Origin of the sequence: Burkholderia sp. BCC0322 (assembly GCF_902833045.1) — a bacterium.
GTDB lineage: Bacteria > Pseudomonadota > Gammaproteobacteria > Burkholderiales > Burkholderiaceae > Burkholderia.
The window spans coordinates 86,703-108,320 of the sequence record NZ_CADFDU010000008.1; the positions used below are offsets into that span (position 1 = coordinate 86,703).

At 71.0% G+C, this 21,618-nt stretch carries 6 protein-coding genes; 1 reads left to right on the top strand and 5 read right to left on the bottom strand.

Going from position 1 to position 21,618, the window contains the following annotated elements; all coding sequences use genetic code 11:
• Positions 1-77 precede the first annotated feature (77 nt).
• The 5 genes from HWX39_RS22440 to HWX39_RS22460 are packed head-to-tail and all read right to left on the bottom strand — an operon-like array spanning position 78 to position 19,479.
• A complete protein-coding gene (locus HWX39_RS22440; RefSeq protein ID WP_175970037.1) occupies positions 78-2,327 on the bottom strand; it encodes a TonB-dependent siderophore receptor in 2,250 nt (749 codons plus the stop codon).
• 22 nt (positions 2,328-2,349) lie between these two features.
• Positions 2,350-3,726 carry a lysine N(6)-hydroxylase/L-ornithine N(5)-oxygenase family protein gene (locus HWX39_RS22445; protein WP_175970038.1) on the bottom strand — a complete coding sequence of 459 codons (1,377 nt, stop codon included), beginning with the start codon at positions 3,724-3,726 and terminating at the stop codon, positions 2,350-2,352.
• A gap of 32 nt (positions 3,727-3,758) precedes the next feature.
• Positions 3,759-4,784, bottom strand: a complete 1,026-nt coding sequence (locus HWX39_RS22450; protein WP_175970039.1) for a GNAT family N-acetyltransferase — start codon at positions 4,782-4,784, stop codon at positions 3,759-3,761.
• Positions 4,774-9,786 carry a non-ribosomal peptide synthetase gene (locus tag HWX39_RS22455; protein ID WP_175970040.1) on the bottom strand — a complete coding sequence of 1,671 codons (5,013 nt, stop codon included), beginning with the start codon at positions 9,784-9,786 and terminating at the stop codon, positions 4,774-4,776. Before HWX39_RS22455 ends, HWX39_RS22450 begins: the two co-directional genes overlap by 11 nt.
• A gap of 9 nt (positions 9,787-9,795) precedes the next feature.
• Positions 9,796-19,479, bottom strand: a complete 9,684-nt coding sequence (locus HWX39_RS22460; RefSeq protein WP_175970041.1) for a non-ribosomal peptide synthetase — start codon at positions 19,477-19,479, stop codon at positions 9,796-9,798.
• A gap of 272 nt (positions 19,480-19,751) precedes the next feature.
• Between HWX39_RS22460 and HWX39_RS22465 the strand changes: the two genes are divergently transcribed.
• Positions 19,752-21,497 (top strand): cyclic peptide export ABC transporter, encoded by a 1,746-nt coding sequence (locus HWX39_RS22465; protein WP_175955391.1) that lies wholly within the window; start codon positions 19,752-19,754, stop codon positions 21,495-21,497.
• Positions 21,498-21,618: the final 121 nt, after the last annotated feature.

A 21,618-nucleotide genomic window follows, 5' to 3' on the forward strand; every position in this document is an offset into this window, starting at 1 on the left:
GTGGAAAAGCGGACGATGGCGCCGCGGCCCGCCCGCGCCGGCCACGCAGGCCGGCCGGCGCGCCGCGGCGCACATCGTCACCAGTTGTATTTCGCGGTCGCGATCACGGTACGGTCGGTCCCGAACACGCAGACGTTCGCCGACTGGCAACCGCTGATGTAGTGGCGGTTGAACAGGTTCGTCCCGTTCACGGCGAAGCGCCAGTTACGCGTGTCGTAGTGCACGCCCGCGTCGAACAGCGTGACGCTCGATACCGTCAGCGAGTTGTCGGCCGCACCGGCCGATGCGCTCTGGTAGCGAACGCCGCCGCCGAGGCCGAAGCCCGCGAGCGGCCCCGTGTGCCACGTCCAGTCGGTCCACAGCGACGCCATCTGGCGCGGACGCGGGATGTCGACCGGCCAGTTGTTCAGCGACACGTCGTTGGCCTTCACGTTCTTCACGTCCTGGTACACGTACGACGCGATCACCGACAGGTTGCGCGTGAGCTTGCCGGTCGCGCTCAGCTCGATCCCGCGCGAGCGCACTTCGCCGGTCTGCACCGACTTCGTGCCGGTATTGTCCTGGCTCGGCAGCGCCGGCGTGAGCACGTTGGTCTGGTTGATCTGGTAGATCGCCGCGTTCAGCATCAGGTTCTTGCCGGGCGGCTGCCAGCGCAGGCCGGCCTCGATCTGCTTGCCGCGGGTCGGCTGCGGCAGCCCGCCGCCGAGCAGGTTCACGCCGATCAGCGGATTGAACGACGTGGCATAGCTGACGTACGGCGACAGCCCGTAATCGCCCTGGTACGTGAGGCCCACGCGGCCGGTGAATGCCGTCACGTCCGCCTTCGTCGACGTGCCGCCCGCGCGGTCGTCCATCCGCATGTTGACCCAGTCCTCGCGGCCGCCGAGCGTCAGCGTCCAGCGGTTCCACTTGACCTGGTCCTGCGCGTACAGGCCGAACGTGTTCATCGTCGTGTACGTGTTGGTGCGGAACGTCGCGTCGGGCGTGAACACCGCCGTCGTGACGGGCTGGTACACCGGGTTGTAGATGTTCAGCGGCGGTGCGGCGGCGAGCCACTCGCTGTCGGTCGCCGTCTGCCGGTTGTACTGGAAGCCGAGCAGCAGTGTGTGCTGGAGCGGGCCCGTCGCGAAGCGGCCTTCGAGGTTGTTGTCGATGTCGAAGCGGCTGTAGTTCATCTGGAACACGCCGGCCCAGCGCGACACGTCGGTCATGCTGCCGTCGACGAAGCCGTTGCCGAACACCGAACCGTTGTCGAGCGACAGGTGCATCAGGCGCGTGTTCTGGCGGAACGTCCACGCCGGCGTCAGGTTGCGCTCGAACTGGTAGCCGACCGACCACTGCTTCTTGCGGTAGTAGTTGAAGTTTCCGTCGCCCTCGTAGACGTCCTTGTTGATCTGCCCGTTCGGGTTCGGCAGCACCGTGCCCTGCGCGGGCAGGAAGTTCGACGAGATGTCGCCCCAGTCCTGCAGATAGGTGGCCGACAGCGTCAGCGAGGTGTCCGCGTCCGGACGCCAGCGGAACGACGGCGCGAGCGCGACGCGCTGGTCGTTGTTCGGGCCGGTCAGCGCGTTGCCGTCGCGTGCGACGCCGACGAAGCGGTACGCGTACTTGCCGTCCGGGTCGAGCTTGTCGCCGACGTCGATCATGAACTGCTTGCGCGCGTAGTTGCCGATCTGCACGCCGGCCTCGCGCACGCGCTCGCCGTCGGCGAGCTTGGTCTGCACGTCGACGATCGCGCCCGGGTCGCCCGCGCCGTACAGCACCGAGGTCGGCCCGCGCAGCACGCTGATGCTGTCGATCATGTACGGATCGACACGCCAGCTCGCCAGGTTGATCGTGTTCGGCACCTGCAGCCCGTTCACGTACGCGGTCGGCGTGAAGCCGCGCAGCGCCGCGTACCAGTCGGAGCGGTTGTCCGAGCCGTACGACGAGAAACCCGGCACGTAGCGCAGCGCCGCGTTCACGTCGGTCGCGCCGGTCATCTCGATCTGCTGCGCGGTGACGACGTTGATCGTCTGCGGGATCTCGTTGATCGACGTACTGGTCTTCGTACCGGTCCGGCTGCGCTTCGCGACGAGCCCGACCGTGCCGTCTCCTTCCGAGGCCGCGTTGACGTTGATCGTCGGCAGCGTGCCGGTCGACCCACTGGCCGACGCACCGTTCTGCGCACTGCTGGCCGATGCCGCGGCGCCCGCGTTCACGGCCGGCGCCGTCTGGGCCTGTGCCTGCCCTGCCGCCACACCGAACGCCACGCTCGCCGCGGCTGCGATCGCACGCAAACGCGTGCCTGTTGCCCACTCCATCTTTCTCTGCTCCACTTGTTTCATGCGGTCTCCGACCGTGCCTTTGTCAAAGAGCGAAAGCCATCCGGCTCGCGCTCACCCCGTTGTCCCGTCGTTTTTCCTGTGATGCCCGGGCCGCGCCTTCTTCATGGGCGGGTGCGATCTCGTTTTCGAGCGACGCGCAGATTTCGTCCGCGCGACGCGCCAGTACCGACAGCAGCGTGTCGGACAGGCCGTGGCTGTCTTCGCAGCAGCCTTGCAGGTAGATGCGCGGCGCGAAGTGCTCGGGCGTCGCGAGCAGGTAGTCGCGCGTCACGTCGCCGCGTGCAAGCGCGTCACCCAGGTGCGGCGCGAGCCCTTCGAGCAGCGCCGAATGCGTGTCGCGGCGGTAGCCGGTGGCCAGCACGAGCGCGTCGAAACGCTCGACGCGCGTGTCGCCGCTCATCCGGTCGCGCAGCGTCAGCTCGATGCGTCCGTCGGCGGTGCGCACCGCCGCCTCGATCGCGCTGTTCGCGAGCAGCGCATGACGCGGCGTGCCGTCGATGCGCTGCAGGTACAGCATTTCGTAGATCTGTTCGATCAGCGGCCGGTCGACCACCGCGTAGTTCGTGTCGCGATAACGCTCGAGCAGCGCGCGTCGCGCGTCGTGCGGCTGCGCGTAGACGACATCGGTGAACTCGGGGCTGAAGATCTCGTTGACGAACGGGCTGTCGTCGGCCGGCTTCAACGCACCGGCGCGCATCACGAGGTTCGCGTCGACGTGCGGGAAGCGGCGCGCGAGATCGATGAACACCTCGGCGGCGCTCTGCCCCGCGCCGATCACCGCGACGCGGCGGCGCTCGCCGTCCGGCGACGCGACGAGCCGGTCGATGTCGGTCAGGTACGACGACGAGTGGATCACGCGGTCGCGACCGAGCGCGGCGAACGCGTCCGGAACCGCCGGCGTGCCGCCGACGCCGACCGACAGCGCGCGCGTGACGCGCTGGCGCTCATGGCCGGCCGCGTCGCGCGACAGCACGCGCAGCGCGTCGATCCGCGCGCCGTCGCCGTGCACGGGTTCGATCGCCAGGACGGTTTCGCTGTAATGGACGCGATCGTCGAACGCCTCGGCCACCCAGCTCAGGTAGTCGTGGAACTCCACGCGGGTCGGATAGAAGTTCTTCAGGTTGACGAATTCGTTCAGCCGGCCGCGTTCGAACAGATAGTTGATGAACGTGTAGCGGCTCTTCGGATCGCGCATCGTGACGAGATCCTTCAGAAACGAGATCTGCATCCGGCAGTCGTCGAGCAGCATGCCGCGATGCCAGCCGAATTCCGGCTGGCGCTCGACGAAGCAATGGGCGAACGTGCGGGCGCCGCCGCGCTCGGCGAGGCGCACGGCCAGCGCCAGATTCGACGGCCCGAAGCCGACGCCGATCAGGTCGAATACGGTTTCTCTCTGCATGTCTCAGCTCCCTTGTCGGTGAATCCGGCGCGTCAGACGTGACGGCCGGAGAAGAAGGTCTCGCGCAGCGTGCGCATCCACAGCGGCTGCGCGTCGGCCAGCGCGAGACGGCGCTGCCGCGCGAAGCCATGCCGCGCGAGATGGTCGGCAACCCGCGCGTGGCCGGCCGGCACGGCACAGCCGACCGCTTCGGTACGCGGGTCGTCGAGAAACAGGTAATGAACGACGGACGGCAGCCAGCCCGCCACGCAATGCGGGCCGCGCCAGCGCGACTCGCCGACCAGCATCCGCAGCCCGCGGTCGTAGTCGCGCGCCGCGACGTGCGGCGCGAGCGCGTCTTCCTTCAGCCAGACCGCTTCGAAATACGCGAACGGTTCGCCGTCGAAGCAGCCGACCAGCGGAATCACGTGCGGATCGGCGTCGGGCGCCGCGCCTTGCGCGCCGGGCGGCGTGCCCGGCCAGCCGTCGCGCACGCGCGGCTCGTCGAACCAGCGCGCGAGTCGCGCGGCGTCCTCGGCCGGCTGCCAGCCGCGCAGCGTGAAGCGCACGCCGAGCGCAGGCAGGTCGCGCGCGTAGACCTCGCCGCGCGGCGCGGGCGGCCGGCGCGGATGGCGGCGGCCGTCGGTGAACATCGGCAACGTCGCGCACGGCAGATGCGGGCCGACGAGCCACAGATCGGCCTGCTGCGCCCAGCCTTCACGCATGCAGCGGCCGCCGTCGGCGAGCACGCCGCTCGCGCGCAACGCATCGAGCGCAACCGCCGGCCACGCTGCCGGGTCGAGCCGGATCGCCGCGTGGCGGGCGCTATCCGAAAACGCCGCGGCCAGCGCGACCAGCAGCGCACGCCGCTGGTCGGCCGGGGCCGCGCGATGGTTGTACGCGACGAGGCGCAGCGCGCCATCGTCGCCGAGCTGTGCGCGCAGCAACTGCGCGCCGATGCCGTCGCCCTGCGCGACGCGGATCTGCGTGCCGTCGCGCACGGCGAACAGGCCGTCCGCGAACGCGAGGCGGCAGGTATCGAGCAGCGTGAATCCGTCCGGACGCACCTCAGCCAGCATGGCGCGCCTCCTGTCCCGTTTCCGTGTGTGCATCGAGTCGCGCATCAAGTCGCGCGCCGAGTGCCGCGAGCGTCGGCGACGCGAACAGGTCGGCGACCGTCAGCGCGTGACCGGCACGGGCCGCCGCGTCGACGAAGCGCACGACGTCGAACGAGGTCGCGCCGGCTTCGAACAGGTTGGCGTCCGCTTCGGGTGCGGCCGTCGCGAACGTGTCGGACCACAGCGCCGCGAGGGCGGCAGCCGCATGCGGTGCACGCGACGACGTCGCCGCGCGCCCGTTGCCTTCCGCCTGCGAGCGATGCGACGCCGGCGCGACCGCAGGCTTGTCCGGCGCGCCGAGCGCCGCTTCCGACGCGCCGGCGAAACGCGCGACTTCGTCGTGGTAGACATCGACGAGCGCATCGACGAAACCGCGGTCGATCAGTTCGTCCGCATACGAGAATGCGGCGCTTACGCGGCCATCCGGATGCTCGACGACGTCGAGCTCCAGCGTGAACACGACGCGATGGCGCACCTCGCCGAATCCGGCCAGCGACAGGCCGGCCCAGTCGCGCGCCGCGGCACCCGCCGGGCGCAGGTAGTTGAACATCACCTGGAACAGCGGATTGGCCTGCGCGGCACGCGGCGCGCGCAGCGCCGCGACGACGTCCGCGAACGGCACGTCGGCGTGCGCGTAGGCCGTGAGCGCCGTGTCGCGCACTTGTGCGAGCACGTCCGCACGGCGCGCGGCCGGGTCGAGCCGCGTGCGCACGACGACCGAATTGATGAAGAGGCCGAGCGCGTCGCGGGCCGCGTCGCCCGTCAGCTCGCGCGTCGACGCCAGCACGCCGACCGGCTGGTCGGCCGCGCCCGTCGTGCGGAACAGCGCGGTGTTGAGCGCCGCGTGCAGCAGCATCGGCAGTGTCGCGTGCGCGGCCGACGCCGTGTCGCGCGCGGCGCGGATCAGGGCGCCGTCGAATTCGAATGCAATGCGGGCCGCACGCCATTGCGGCACGGCCGGTGCGTGCGCGCGCTGCGGCAGCACGCGCGTCGGCAGATCGGCCAGCGCGTCGCGCCAGTACGCGACGCGGGCCGGATGGCACGGTGCGGGCAGCACGAGCGGCATGGCTGGTTCAACGGCCTCAACAGCCTCATCGGCCGGCGCGGCGCCGCCTTGCACGCGGGCGACATAGCGCACACGAACCGCGTCGAGCCACAGCTCGATCGATTCGCCATCCGACACGATGTGATGAATCGTCACCGACAGCACATGATCGTCTGCCCCGAGCCGCAGGACCCGCGCGCGCCACAGCGGCGCATCGGCAGCGAGGTCGAACGGCGCGAGCGCATCCTCGTCGGTCAGCGCCGCGGCACGAACGAGTGCATCGGTTTGCGCCGACAGGTCGACCACCGGCAGTTCGACGGCAACGTCCGAGTCGATCCGCTGGCCCGGAAGTGCGCCGTCACGCTCGACCAACCGCGCGCGCAGCGCCGGATGCACGATCGCGACATCCGCAAAGGCCGCACGCAGCGCATCGACATCGAGCGGGCCGCGCACACGCAGCGCGACCGGAATGTTGTATGCGGCGCTGTCCGGCTGCGCGCGCCACAGGAACCACAGGCCGAGCTGCGCCGGCGACAGCGGCCACACGCCGTGCGCGTCCGGTTGGGCGACGGCGAGGCCCGGCGCTGCCGCACCGGCATGCGCGGCGCGCGGCGCACCGGCGACCTGCAACGCGTACTGCGCGAGCACGGGCGCTTCGAACAGCGCACGCACCGGCACGTCGCGGCCGAGCCGTTCGGCCACACGCGTTGCGACGCGCACGGCGGCGAGCGAATGGCCGCCGAGATCGAAGAAGTGATCGCCGCGCCCCACGCGCGCGAGATTCAGCACGTCGCACCAGATCGCGGCGAGCGCGGCCTCGTCGCCGTCGTGCGGCGCTTCGTACGCGCGCTCGACGCGTACCGGCGCCGGCAGCCGTGCGCGGTCGACCTTGCTGTTCGCGTTGCGCGGCAGCGCGTCGAGCACGATCAGCTGCGCGGGCACCATGTAGTCGGGCAGCGTGCGGCGCAGGTGCGCGTCGAGCGTCGCGGCTTCGACCGGCTGCGCGGCCGCCCTTGCGTCGGCGGTCAGCTCGACGTACGCGACCAGCTGCGCGCGTGCGCCCTGCCCGTGCACGACCGCGCACGCTTCGCGCACCGCGTCGTGCGCGGCAAGCTGGGCCTCGATCTCGCCGAGTTCGATGCGCAGCCCGCGCAGCTTCACCTGATGGTCGACGCGGCCGATGAAGTCGAACACGCCGTCCGCGCGACGCCGCACGAGGTCGCCCGTGCGGTACAGCCGCGCGCCCGGCACGCCGTACGGATCGGGCACGAAGCGCTCGGCGGTCAGCGCCGGGCGGTCGAGATAACCGCGCGCGACGCCGATCCCCTCGCCGCCCAGATACAGTTCGCCGATCACGCCGACCGGCAGCGGATGCAGGCGTTCGTCGAGCACATGCGCGGTGCGTGCGCCGACCAGCGTACCGATCGGCAGGTAGGCGGCGTCGCCGAGCATCGCGAGATCGTCGCCGGGCCGGAACATCCACAGCGTCGGCGTGATGACCGTCTCGGTCGGGCCATAGCCGTTGACCACGCGCACGTTCGGCAGTGCGCGCCGCAGCATCGCGAACGCCTCGCGCGACGTCGCCTCGCCGCCGACGGTCAGCGAACGCAGCGTCGGCGGCGCACCATGCGCGAGCGCCCATTCGGCGAGCTGCGCGGCGCAACCGGGCGGCACGTAGGTCATCGTCACGCCATCGCGGACCATCATCGCGCAGGTCTGCGCGGGCGGCCACAGCACGTCGGCCGTCACCGACACGGCGGCGCCCGACATGTACTGCGAAAACCAGCCTTCGTGCGCACCGTCGAAGTTGACCGACTGGAACAGCAGGAACACGTCGTTTTCGCCCGCGCCGTAGCGCTCGGCGATCGCCGCGCAATGCCGCGCGAACGACGCATGATCGACGATCACGCCCTTCGGCTTGCCGGTCGAGCCCGACGTGTAGATCACATAGGCCGCGTGGCCCGGCAGCACGTCCGGCAGCGCGACGTGCGCGGCTGCGTCGAGTGCATCGACTTCATCGGCGCGCCATACGCGCAGATCCGGCAGTTCGAGCAGCGACGCGGCGCTCGCGCCGTCGGTCAGCACGTGCGCGATGTTCGCGTCGCCGACGATCTGCGCGAGCCGTTCGCGCGGATGCGCCGGGTCGAGCGGCACGAACGCGGCGCCCGACTTCAGCACCGCGATCAGCGCGACGAGCAGGTCGACCGAGCGCCGCAGCGCGACGCCCACGCGCATTTCGGGCCGTACGCCGGCCGCCACCAGATGGCGCGCCAGCCGTGCCGCGCGCGCATCGACTTCGCCACGCGTCAGCGCACGATCGACATCGGCGACGCCGCGTGCATCGGGCCGCGCGTGTGCATGCGCAGCGATGCGCGCATGCACGGGTACGAACGGCTCGACTTCGGTCTCGTCCGCCGGCGCGTTCCATGCAAAGAGTTGCGCCCGTTCGTCGGCGGGCAGCCAGTCGAGATCGCCGACCGGCATGCCGGGGCGCGCGAGCGCATCGGCCAGCAGCGTGACGAAACGTGCGGCCAGCCGTGCGATCGCGTCCGCGTCGAACAGGTCGAGCGCGTAGATGAACGCGGCGTCGAACGTGCCGTCCGGCGTCGCTTCGACCGAAAGCGTCAGGTCGAATTTCGCGGACGGCGTGCCCGACGGCAGCAACGCCGCCGACGCCGCGCCGAGCGCCGGCAGCGCGCGGCGCTCGCCGTACGCGGCCATCACCTGGAACAGCGGATGGTGACTCGCGCTGCGCGGCACGCCGAGCGCGTCGACCACCTGCTCGAACGGCACGTCCTGGTGCATCTGCGCGTCGACGAGCGCGCGCTGCGTGCGCGCGACCAGCGACGAAAAATCGCCGTACGCGGGCACGTCGACGTCGATCGCGAGCGCGTTGACGAAGAAGCCGATCAGGCCGGCGACTTCCGCGCGTTCGCGGTTCGCGGCCGGCACGCCGACGCAGATTCGCGCATCGCCGGTCGCGCGCGCCAGCAGCGCATCGAGCGCGGCAAGCAGCACCGCGAACGGCGTGGCGCCCGACGCAGCCGCGAATGCGCGCAATTGCGCGCCGATGCGTGCGTCGAGCGAAAACCCATGGCGTGCGCCGCGCGCACTGCGGCGTGCGGGTCGCGCGGCTGCGCCCGGCAGCGCCAGCACGCCGCGTTGCGGATCGAGCCGTTCGCGCCAGAACGCGAGCTGGCGGTCACGCTCGCCGGCGTCGAGCCAGCGGCGCTGCCACAGCGCGTAGTCGGCGTACTGGATCGGCAGCGGCGCGAGCGGCACCGGCCGGTCGGACGCATACGCGCGATAGAACGCCGCGAGTTCCTCGAGCATCACGCCGGACGACCAGCCGTCCGACACGATGTGATGCACGGTCAGCGCGAGCCAGTGACGGGTCGCATCGAAGCGCACCAGATGGGCGCGTACGAGCGGCGCCGCGCCGAGATCGAACGGCTCGGCTTCGTCAGCCGTGGCGACCGCCTCCGCGCGCGCCGTGCGCTGCGCATCCGGCAGCGCTTCGAGATCGGTTTCGCGCCACGGGCAGCGCAGCGGCGCGTGGATCGTTTGCGCCACGCCGTCCTGCGTTTCGTCGAAGGTCGTGCGCAGCGCCTCATGGCGCGCGATCAGCGCGTCGCACGCCAGGCGCAGCGCATGCGCGTCGAGCGGGCCCGTCAGCGCCAGGCGCTCGGTGATGTGATACGCGTCGGGCGCATCGATCAGCCGCGCATGCAGCCACAGCCGCGTCTGCGCGAACGACGCCGGCACGCGCTCGCTGCGTGGCGTGCGCGGCGGGATCGGCAGCACGCGGAAGTCGATGCCGGCCGCGCCGAGCTTGTCGATGAAGACCGCGCGCTGCGCGTCGGGCAGTTGCGCGAAACGTGTCGCGAGCGCGAGCCAGTCGGGTTGAACCTTCGTCATCCGTCGTCCTTATTGGGTTTCCAGTTCGCCGAGCAGCGCATCGATCGCGCTCGCCGCGTCGGTTTCGCCGCGCGCCGCGCAGGCCGCGTCGATCGCCTCCGCGCAGCGCGCCAGCGTGCGCGTGTCGAACAGCGTGCGCAGCGGCAACGCGAGCCCCCAGTGCAGATTCGCCTGCGCGTGGGCCTGCGTCGCGAGCAGCGAATGGCCGCCGAGCAGGAAGAAATCGTCGTCGCGGCCGATCGCCTCCACGTGCAGCACGCGTTGCCAGATCCCGGCGAGCGCGCGTTCCGTGTCGGTCGCGAGCGCGACGTCAGTTGCCGCTTCGCGCGCCGGCGCGGGCAGCGCATGGCGATCGCATTTGCCGTTCGGCGTGACGGGCAACGCGTCGAGTTCGATCAGTCGCGACGGCACCATGTAGGCCGGCAATTGCGCACGGAGCGCGTCGAGCAGCGCCGCCTGGTCGAGCGGGCCCGCGTCGCCACGCGCGACATAGCCGATCAGTTGCTCGTCGCGCACGATCACGACGGCGTCGTTCACACCGGCCGCCGCGCGCAGCAGCGCCTCGATCTCGCCCGGCTCGATCCGCTGGCCGCGCAGCTTGACCTGCGTATCGACGCGGCCGAGATAGTCGAGCGCACCGTCGGCACGCCGTCGTGCGAGGTCGCCCGTGCGGTACATGCGCGTGCCCGGCACGAACGGATCGGGCACGAAGCGCTCGGCGGTCAGCGCCGGACGGCCGAGATAGCCGCGCGCGAGGCCCGCGCCCGCGAGATAGAGTTCGCCGGTCGCGCCGGCCGGCACCGGCTGCCACGCCGCATCGAGCACGTGCAGTTGCAGGTTCGCGATCGGATGGCCGATCGGCACCGCGGCAGCATCCGCATCGTCGGGGCCGCAGGTCCAGTGCGACACGTCGATCGCGGCCTCGGTCGGCCCGTACAGGTTCACGAGCGTCGCGTTCGGCAGCAGTCGCGCCGTCTTCGCGACGAGTTCAGGCGCGAGCGCCTCGCCGCTTGCAACGATCAGGCGCACGCTGTCGCACTGCGCGGCGGCCGAGAAATCGTCGAGATGCGCGGCGAACGCGGCCAGCATCGACGGCACGAAGTGCAGCACCGTCACGCCGTGTGCGTGGATCGCGGCGGCCAGGCGCGCCGGATCGCGATGGTCGCCTGGCGCGGCGATCGCGAGCTTCGCGCCGATCGCCAGCGGCCACACGAATTCCCACACCGATACGTCGAAGCCGAACGGCGTCTTGTGCAGCACGACGTCGTCGCGCGTCAGCCGGTACGCGTGCTGCATCCACGCGATCCGGTTCGCGAGCGCGCCGTGCGTGTTGCCGGCGCCCTTCGGCTTGCCGGTCGAACCGGACGTGTAGATCAGGTATGCGAGCTGCGCGTCGTCGATCGCCGCGGTCGCGCCGGCGGCGTCGTGTCCGGTTTCATCGGCCGTTTCATCGGCGAGCAGGTCGGCAACCGTCAGCAACTGCGTGCCCGCACCATCACCGAGCGCAGCTTCGACTTGCTCGCGCAGATGAGCCTGGGTGATCGCGACGGCCGGCCGCGCGTCGCGCAGCAGGTACGCGATGCGCTCGGGCGGATAGTCGGGATCGACCGGCAAGTACGCCGCGCCGGCCTTCAGCACGCCAAACAGCGCCATCACCATGTCGAACGAACGCTCGACGCACAGTGCGACCGGCGTGTCGGGCCGCACGCCGCGCCGGCGCAATGCGGCCGCGATGCGTGACGTGCTGAAGTCGAGTTCGCGATAGGTCGCGCGATGCACGCCGCCGTGAACGTCCGCGTATTCGAGCGCGATCGCGTCGGGCGTCGCCCGCGCCGCATCGGCGAATTGCAGATGCAGCGGCTGACGTTGCGCGTCCGGCCAGATGTGCGCGGTGTTGCACGCATGGACCAGCGCGTCGCGAGTCGCTTCGTCGGCGATCGACAGCGTGCCGAGCAGCGCATCCGGCGTGCGGGCCAGCGCGTCGAGCGCGCATGCAAACGCGCGGTGCCAGGTTTCAACCTGTCGCGCATCGACGCGCGCGGTGTCGTAGCCGTAGTCGATCGTCAGCTCGGTGCCGCTCTCGATCACGAGCGTCAGTGCGAAATCGGTGGCTTCGATGCTGCGCACGCCGCTCAATGCCAGCGCGCGCGGATCGGCGTCGCGCGCCGTGTCGTCGACCGGGTAGTTCTCGAACACGACCAGCGTGTCGAACAGGGCGCCGCCCGCGCCGCGCGCCCAGCGCTGGATGTCGGCGAGCGGCGTGTGCGCGTGCTCGGCGGCAGCCGCGTTCTCGCGTTGCAGCGTCTGCAGCCAGTCGGCCGCGCGTTGTTGCGGCGCCGGTGCGGTAATCACCGGCAGCGTGTTGATGAACAGGCCGAGCACCGAATCGACGTCCGCGAGCGCATCGGGGCGGCCCGCGACGGTCGCGCCGAACGCGACGGCCGGCTGGTGCGTCATCCGCTGCAGGGCGAGCGCCCAGGCGCCCTGCACCAGCGTGTTGACGGTCAGCTTCAATGCGCGTGCGGTCTGCGCGACAAGCGTCATCGTGTCGGCATCGAGCGTTGCGCGCCACGTGAGCATTTCGGCATCCGCACGGTCGGCCGTGCGTGCCGCGATCAGCGTCGGTGCGTCGAGTCGTGCGAGGCGTTCCGTCCAGAAGCGCTCGTCGGCGTCGCGGTCGCGCGTGCCGAGCCATGCGATGAAGTCGCGATAACGCAGCGCCGGGCGGCTTGCGAACGGCGACACGGCATCCGGATCGCGATAGTCGCGCAGCACGTCGGCGAGCAGGCGCGCCGTGCTCCAGCCGTCGAGCAGCACGTGATGACGCGTCCACACGACGCGCCATGCATCATCGGTCACGCGGATCAGCGTGAGCCGCATCAGCGGCGGCTCGCGCCAGTCGAAACCGCGGGCGCGATCGGCCGCGAGCCATGCGTCGAAATCGGCATCGAGCGTGTCGCCGCGGGTGCGCCAGTCGAGCCGTTCGACCGGCATCCGCGCGTGACGATGCACGCACTGCAGCGGCGCGGCTTCGTCCGGCATCACGCTCGTGCGCAGGATGTCGTGGCGGGCGATCGACGCGTCGAATGCGGCCGCGAGCCGGTCGGCGTCGAGTGCGGTCGCGGTCGCGACGAGCTGGTTCACATAGCTGGCGTGACCGGGCGCGAACAGCGCATGGAACAGGATGCCCTGCTGCATCGGCGACAACGGATACACGTCTTCGATCGTGCGCCAGTCGAGCGGCGCGCGCTCGATCGCGGCCTGCGTGAGACCGGCGGACTGCGCGAGCGGGAAATCGCCCGGCGTCGCGCCACCACCGCGATGCGCCACGCGCGACACGCACGTGTCGACAAGTTCGCGCAGCGCCGCCGCGAAGCGTTCGGCGAATGCGTCGATCGTCGTGCGTTCGAATTGCGGTGCGCCGTAGACCCAGTGCACTTTCAGCGTGCGCGCGCCGTCACGATCCGTATCGAGGTACGCGTGGATCGCGAGCGTATTGCCGAGCGGCCCCTGGGGATCGCGCTCGACGCCGGCGCCGCCGAAGCGCGGCACGAGCGCGGCATCGCGCGGCGCGTCGAACTGGCCGAGATAGTTGAACGTGACGCGCGGGCGCGGCACGGCGACCAGCGCCGCACGCGTCGCCGCATCGCCGTAGTGCGCGAGCACGCCGAAGCCGAGACCCTTGTGCGGCACCGCGCGCAGCACGTCCTTGACCGAGCACAGCGTGTCGCGCGCCGTGGCCGCGACCGGCAGCGTCACCGGGTAATGGCTCGTCAGCCAGCCGATCGTGCGGCTGGCATCCGCGTCGTCGAACAGTGCCTCGCGGCCATGCCCTTCCAGTTCGATGCGGCACGACGCGGCACCGCTCACGCCGGCCAGCGCCTGTGCGAGCGCCGCGCCCAGCAGCTCGATCGTCTGCGTGCGGTAGGCCGCATGCGTATCGGTCAACGCCGCGCGCGTCAATGCCGCGTCGATCGTCTGCACGACGACGGCCGCATCGGCGTTCGTTGCCGCCGCGTCGGGATGATCGGGCGCGATGTCGTCGCCCTGCGCCATGCCGGCCCAGTACGCAGCCTCGGCCGCGAACGGCGAGCGCGGTTCCGTTGCCGCCCGTGCGAGCCGTGCGGCCCACGCATCCGCGCGCAGGCCCGGCTGCGACAGCTTGACCGGCGCGCGTTCGCAAGCGGCGCGGTACGCCGTGTCGAGGTCGTCGAGCAGGATGCGCCACGACACGCCATCGACGATCGCATGGTGAATCGCGAGATAGAGCTGCGTCGCGCCGTCCGGCAAGCGTGCCGCGCACGCGCAGGCAAGCGGCCCGCGGCCGAGGTCGAGGCGACGCTGCAACGCGTCGAAGCGCGCTAGCGCGTCGGCTTCGTCTCGGGCGGAGACGTCGACGAACGGCAGCGCGTCGTACGGCTTCGCCGCCTCGCTGGCGTGCCACGTCCCATCGGCGCCACCCGCGAACCGCTGGCGGAATGCGTCGTGATGCGTCAGCAACGATGCGAAGGCGCGCGCGAATGCGTCGGCGTCGAACGGCCCGCGCACATCGAACGCGACCGACTGGTTCCAGTGGCCCGGATGCGGAATATCGAGCGCGAAGAAGCGCTGCTGAGCGGGTGTCAGGACCCTCGCAGCCACCGGCGCGCCGGCCGCGACCGCAGGTTGTGCGGCAGCGGCAGCCGCCGCAGCCACGTCCTCCGTCTTCGCAATGCGTGCGAGTTCGGCGACCGTCGGGCCGTCGAACAGCTGCTTCGGCGTGAATCGCACGCCGCGCTTGCGCGCACGGGCGATCACCTGCAGCACGAGAATCGAATCGCCGCCGAGCGCGAAGAAATTGTCGTCGCGCCCGACCTTCGGCGCCTTCAGCACGGCCTGCCAGACTTCGGCGAGCACCGTTTCGACCGCGCCCTGCGGGGTATCGCCGGATGCCGTCGCGACCGGCGTGGCCGCCCGTTCACGCAACGCGGCACGATCGATCTTGCCGTTCGCGGTGACCGGCAGACGCGCGAGCGCGACGAACTGCGCGGGCACCATATAGTCGGGCAGCTTCGCGACAAGCGCTTCGCGCAATGCAGCCTCGTCGAAGGTCGCACCGTCGCGCATCACGACGAACGTCGCGAGCCGCATGCGGCCGTCGTGCTCGATCGCGAGGGTTTCGGCCTGTGCGACCTGGCCGGCTGCGCGCACGGCCGCACTAACCTCGCCCGGTTCGACGCGATAGCCGCGAATCTTCACCTGATCGTCGATACGGCCGAGGAACGCGAGGCGGCCGTCCGCGCGCAAGCGCACGTGGTCGCCGGTGCGATACAGCCGCGCGCCGGGCGTAAACGGATCGGGGACGAAGCGCTCGGCGGTCTGCGCCGGCCGCCCGAGGTAGCCGCGCGCGACGCCCGGCCCACCCAGATACAGTTCGCCCGTCGCGCCGGCCGGCACGCACGCGCCGAACGCGTCGAGCACCAGCGCGCGCGCATTCGGCAGCGGCAGGCCGAGTGGCACGCCGCTCGCGGGATCGCGCGCATCGGCGGCGATCGACGCCGTGTCGCAGGCTATCGCGCCGACCGTCGTTTCGGTCGGCCCGTAGTGGTTGATCACGCGGCAGGCCGGCGCGAGCGCGGCCACGCGCGCGACGAGCGCCCACGTGAGCGTTTCGCCGCCGGTCACGAGCGCGTGGCGCGGCAGCACGTCGGCCGGCACGCGCGCATCGAGCAGCGCCTGCAGGTGGCTCGGCACGATCTTCAGCACACCGATGTCGCGGCGGCGCATTTCATCGGCGAACAGGTCGGGATCGAACGCGCACGCGGCCGGCAGCAGGTGCAGCGTGCGGCCCGCGCACAGCGCGCCGAACAGCGTCGTGTGGCCGAGATCGGCCGCGACGGTCGACACCATCGCGAACGACGCGTCCGGTGCGAACGCGAGTTCGTCGAGCATCCCCTGCACGTAGTCGGCGAGTGCGCCGTGCGACACGACGACGCCCTTCGGCGTGCCGGTCGAGCCCGACGTGTAGATCAGGTACGCCCCCTGTTCCGGATGCGGCGCGATGCGTACGCCGGCTGCATGCGCGAGCGAGGCATCCTGCGCGAGCGTGTCGACGTCGAGCGGCTGTGCGTCGATGCCGGCCGGCCACGCGGCCGGCTCCGCGACGAGCGCCCAGCGCGCGCCGCAGTCGGCTGCCGCCGCGGCCAGTCGCGCGTCGGGCTGGGCGGGATCAAGCAACACCGCAAGTGCACCGGCCTTCAGCGCGCCGAGCAAATCGACGACGAAGCGCGCCGAACGTTCGATGCAGACGATGACGGCCGCTTCGGCGGCCACGCCGCGTTGGGTCAGCGCGCGCGCGATGCGGTTCGATGCGTCGTCGAGTTCGGCGAACGTCAGCGACACCGACGCGTCGGCGAGCGCGACGCGATGCGGATACGCGGCCGCCTGTCGCGCGAACGCGGCGACGATGTCCGCATGTTCGACGCGCAGCGCACGGCCGTCGCGCGGCTGGCGCGAAGCCGCCGATGCGTCACACGGCAGGACGGCCGTGGTTTGATGCGGATCGCCCGCGGCCGCACCCACGAGCGCCGCATAGCTGTCGAGCCATGCGCGCGCGGTGTCGCCGTCGATGCAGTCGGTCGCATAGGCCGCGACCAGTTCGATGCCATTCGCATCGTCGGTGAAATCCACGGCGAAGTCGAAGCGTGCGGCGAGGTCAGGCCCCGGCGCCGCGACGGCCGTCGCGCCCGGCAGCACGCTGTCGTGCCGCGCGTCGAACTGCTGCGCGAATTTCACGCGCAGCCATTCGTCACCGCGCTTGACCGGCGGCTTCACCGCATCGACGACGCGCTCGAACGGCACGTCCTGGTGCGCGACCGCGTCGAGCGCCGCCGTGCGCGCTGCGTCGACGAGCGCGCGGAACGGCAGCGTCGGCGCCACGCGTACGCGCAGCGCGACCGTATTCAGGAACAGGCCGAGCAGCGCGCGCGTTTCCGGGCGCTGGCGATGCGCGACCGGCACCGCGACGACAACGTCCGTCTCGCCGGTCAGGCGCGACAACCACGCGTCGAGCGCGGCCAGCAGCACCGTGAAGGTAGTGGCCTGCGTGTCGCGCGCGAGTTGCCGCACATCGGCCGCGACCGCGTCGGGCAGCCGCACCGACACGCGTGCGCCTTGCAGCGTGCGTACCGCCCCCGGCTGACGATCGACCGGCAGCGCGAGCGGGCCCGGCACGTCGCGCAACGCGCCGCGCCAGTAGTCGAGCTGACGTTCCCCCTCGCCGCCGGCCAGCATGTCGCGTTGCCAGTCCGCATAGTCGGCGTACTGGATCGGCAGTTCGGGCAGCGACGGTTCGCGGCCTTCGGCGTACGCACGATAGGCGGCCGACAGCTCGTCAAATGCGCAGCGCGAACTCCAGCCGTCGGTGATCGCGTGATGGGCGGTGAGCAGCAGGCGGTGACGGTCGTCGGCGAGTGCGACCAGCGTCGCGCGCAGCAGCGGGCCGCGTGCGAGGTCGAACGGTTCGGCCGCGTCGCGCTCGGCGAGACGCGCGGCGTGCGCGTCGCGGGCGGCGGGCGGCTGGCCGCGCAGGTCGACGTCGACGATCGGCACGTGCAGATGCGCATGAATCCGCTGCATCACGATGCCGTCGTCGTTGTCGACGAGCGTCGTGCGCCATGCTTCGTGGCGCTCGATCACGTGATCGAGCGCGCGCTGCAACGCAGCGCGATCGAGCGTGCCGTCGATCGTCCAGTGCGCGGCGATGTGATACGCGGCGCTCGCGTCACGTGTTTGCGCGAGCACCCAGAATCGTTGCTGCGCGAGCGATGCGGCGCGGTCGACGTGCGGCGCGTACGATTCGACTGCTTCGGCCGGCGCGCGGTGCGCGGAAATGGCGGCCAGCGGTTCGCCGGTTTCGCGTTCCGCACGATCGACCGCCTCGGCCAGTTCGAAGAGCGCCGGATCGGCGAACAGCGTATCGAGCCGCAGGTTCACGCGTACTGCCGCGCGGATCGCCGCCTGCAACTGCATCGCGGCGAGCGAATCGGCGCCCAGCGCGAAGAACCGGTCGTCACGCGACGGCGTGACGTCAAGGCCGAGCAGCGTCTGCCAGAGGTCGGCGAGCTGCCGTTCGGTCGGCGTGCGCGGTGTGTCGCCGCTGCCTGGTGCGGTGTCGCGCGCGGCGGCAATCTTCTCGCGCAGCGCGGCGCGGTCGATCTTGCCGTTCAGCGTATACGGCAGCGCATCGCAACGCACGAACCGGTGCGGCTGCCAGGCGGCCGGCAGTTGCGCGGCCACGTGTGCTTTCAGCACCGCATCGTCGGCCGCCGCGCGCAACGCGACGCACGCGATCAGCCGCGTCGGCCCGTTGCCGGCTTCGGCGACCACGGCCGCGTCGGCCACGGCCGGATGCGAGCGCAGGCATGCGGCGATTTCAGCGGGCTCGACACGCACGCCGCGCACCTGGACCTGATCGTCGAGGCGGCCGAGATAGTCGAATGCGCCGTCTTCGCGCAGCCGTGCGAGATCGCCGGTGCGGTACACGCGCGCACCGGGTTCGCCGTCGGCATCGGGAATGAAGCGTTCGGCCGTCAGCGCCGGACGGCCGTGATAGCCGCGCGCGACGCACACGCCGCCCAGCAGCAGTTCGCCCACGCCGTCGCCGCCGTCGATACGCGCGACGCGCGGCCCGATCACGCGGCCGATCGGCAGCGACGCGTACGCGTCGGTGGCGGCCAGCACGGGCGTCTCGCCCGGCTCGACCGGCCACAGCATCGGCGAAATGACAGCCTCCGTCGGCCCGTAGCCGTTGATCAGGCGTACCGACGGGAACGTGCCGCGCACGAACTCGAATGCCTGCTGCGGCAGCGCTTCGCCGCCGAACGCGAGCACGCGCAGTGTCGGCGGCACGCCGTCGCGCGCGGCCACCGCCGCGAATTCGCGCAGGTACGCAGGCGGGAACGCGGCGACGTTGACCGATTCATTCACCATCAACGCACGCGCGGCATCCGGCGCGAAGGGCTGCGGCGGCGCCACGACGATGCTGGCGCCGCTCGCGAGCGGCGCGAGCCAGCATTCATGAGCGGCGTCGAAATTGACCGACGCGAAATGCAGCAGGCGGTCGCCGGCCTCGATCGGCAGCGCGGCCGCGAGCGCGTCGCAGTGCGCGGCGAGCGGCCCGTGTTCGACGACGACCGCCTTCGGCGTGCCGGTCGAACCCGACGTATAAATCATGTAGGCGGCCGAACGCGGGTGGACGGACACGGCCTCGTCATCGGCGGACATATCCTGCCCGTCCGCCGCTTCTACTTCCGCTGCCACTGCCGCGTCAAACGCGTGCTCGAACGGCTGACCGAGCGCCGCACGGCCGGCGGCATCGACGATCCCGTGCCGCAACTGCGCATCCTGGACGATCCAGTCGAGGCGCGCGGCCGGATGACGCGGGTCGAGCGGCACGAACACGCCGCCCGCCTTCAGCACGGCCAGCAGCGCGACGAACAGTTCGCACGAACGCTCGACGCACACGCCCACCCGCACTTCCGCGCCGACGCCGGCCGCGCGCAGTTGCCGGGCCAGCCGCGATGCCCGCGCATCGAGCGCGCCGCGCGACAGGCGCAAGTCATTCTGGAAAGGGATTGCGATGGCGGGTGCGTCGGGCGCGAGGCGCGCCAGTTCGCGGATTCGGTGATGCAGCGCAGTCGGGAAACTCGTCATGTGCGTGAAGTCCTTCGGTCCGGCCGCTTCGGCCAAGTCTCGGGGCCGCTTGGGGCGGCTTCACTGGTGTGACGAACGGCGTGGCCGATTTTTTACCGTTTTGTGCGCAAAGCCCGCGCGAAGGCTTTTTTTGTACACGCCGCTAAATATTTGCGCGGCCCGTTCGTCTATCAGGGAGGAAAGCCGGAACGGGGCCCCGCCTCGCCCGCCGCTTTCACGTCAGCTTTGCCGTTTCCGCGTTTTCGCTTGCCTTCCCTTTACCGACGTTGCCGATGACTGCCGCCCACGAGCCTTCTTCCCCGCCGCCCCTCGACGCTTCCCCCGGCCGCCCCGCGGCGCGCCTGATCCTTGCGCTGTTGCGCGAAAGCCGTGCGTCGCTCGCGCTGGCGCTCACCGCGTGCGTGCTGAACGGCGTCGCGAGCGTGCTGCTCGTCGCGACGCTGAACCGCGCGCTCTCGCAGCCGGGCGCGGCCGACGCGTCGCTCGCGTGGCGCTTCGCGCTGTGCGCGGTGATCGCGCTCGTCACGCGAATCGTGTCGGGCACGCTGTTTGCCCGCCTGTCGCAGGACACGATGGCGCGGCTGCGCGTGCATCTCGCGCGGCGCGTCGGCGCGGCCGAGCTGCGCGACATCGAGCGGATCGGCGCGGCGCCCGTGCAGTCGGTGCTGACCGACGACGCCACCAACGTGTCGATGCTGTTCTTCGCGCTGCCGAACCTGGTCATGCACGGCTCGATCGTGTTCGGCTGCCTCGGCTATCTCGCGTGGCTGTCGTGGCCCGTGTGCCTGCTGGCGCTGGCCGCGATCATTGCCGGCTCGCTCGGCTATCACACCGGCGATCGCCGCGCGATCGCGTCGCTCGAAGCGGCCGGCCAGGCGCAGGACCGCCTGTTCGGCTATCTCGGCTCGCTGTTTTCCGGCGCGAAGGAGCTGAAGCTGCACGACGAGCGCGCACGCCAGTTCGTCGACGGCCAGCTCGGCGCCGCGATCGGCGAAGTACGCGATCACCGCCGCCGCGCGTTCAGCGCATATGCGGTCGGCGTCGGCTGGATCATCTTCCTGTTCTATGTGTTCCTCGGCATCGCGTCGTTCTGGCCGCAACTCGGCGTGCATGCCGATCCGGCCGCGGCCGCCGGCTACGTCGTCGTGTTCCTGTTCATGCTCGTGCCGCTCGACGGACTCCTGAACAACCTGCCGACCGTCAATGCAGCCCGCGTGTCGCTCACGCGGATCGAAGGCGTGATGGCCGAATTCGGCGCGCTGCGCACGGTGCCGCCCGCGTCCGATGCACCCGACGTGCCGCCGGCCGGCTCCGTCACGCTGCGCGGCGTCACGCATGCGTACTTCCACGAGCGCGACGAACGGATGTTCAGCATCGGGCCGATCAACCTGACGATCCAGCCGGGCGAGCTCGTGTTCATCGTCGGCGGCAACGGCAGCGGCAAGACGACGCTCGCGAAGGTGCTGACGGGGCTCTACGAACCGGAAGAAGGCACGATCGAGGTCGACGGCCGCGCGATCGGCTGGCGCGAGCGCGCCGCGTACCGGCAACGCTTCAGCGCGGTGTTCAACGATTTCCACCTGTTCGATGCGCTGCTCGGCATCGTCGATCCCGACGATCCGTCCCGTGCGCAGGCCGATGCGCGCGCAAACGCGCTCGTCGCGAAACTCGCGCTCGACCACAAGGTGAAGGTGGTCGACGGCGCGTTCTCCACCCGCGCGCTGTCGACCGGGCAGCGCAAGCGGCTCGCGCTCGTCGTCGCGTACCTGGAGGACCGGCCGTTCTACCTGTTCGACGAATGGGCAGCCGACCAGGACCCGTCGTTCAAGGCCGTGTTCTACGAGCAACTGCTGCCCGAGCTGCGCGCGCGCGGCAAGGCGGTGATCGTGATCACGCACGACGACCGCTACTTCGATCTCGCCGACCGCCTGCTGAAGCTCGACAACGGGCGCATCGTCAGCGACACGACGCCGGCGCGCTCGCGCGCGCAGGATGGTGTCGATGCGCTGAGCGCGTAACGCGGCAGACGATCAAAAAAATCGCCGGCGCGCTGCAATGACAGTGCGCCGGCGATTTTCGTTTCGGAAGGACAGGGCCCGTGTGTGCTGTGCGATCGTGGAATAGCCCGGGCGGTTCACC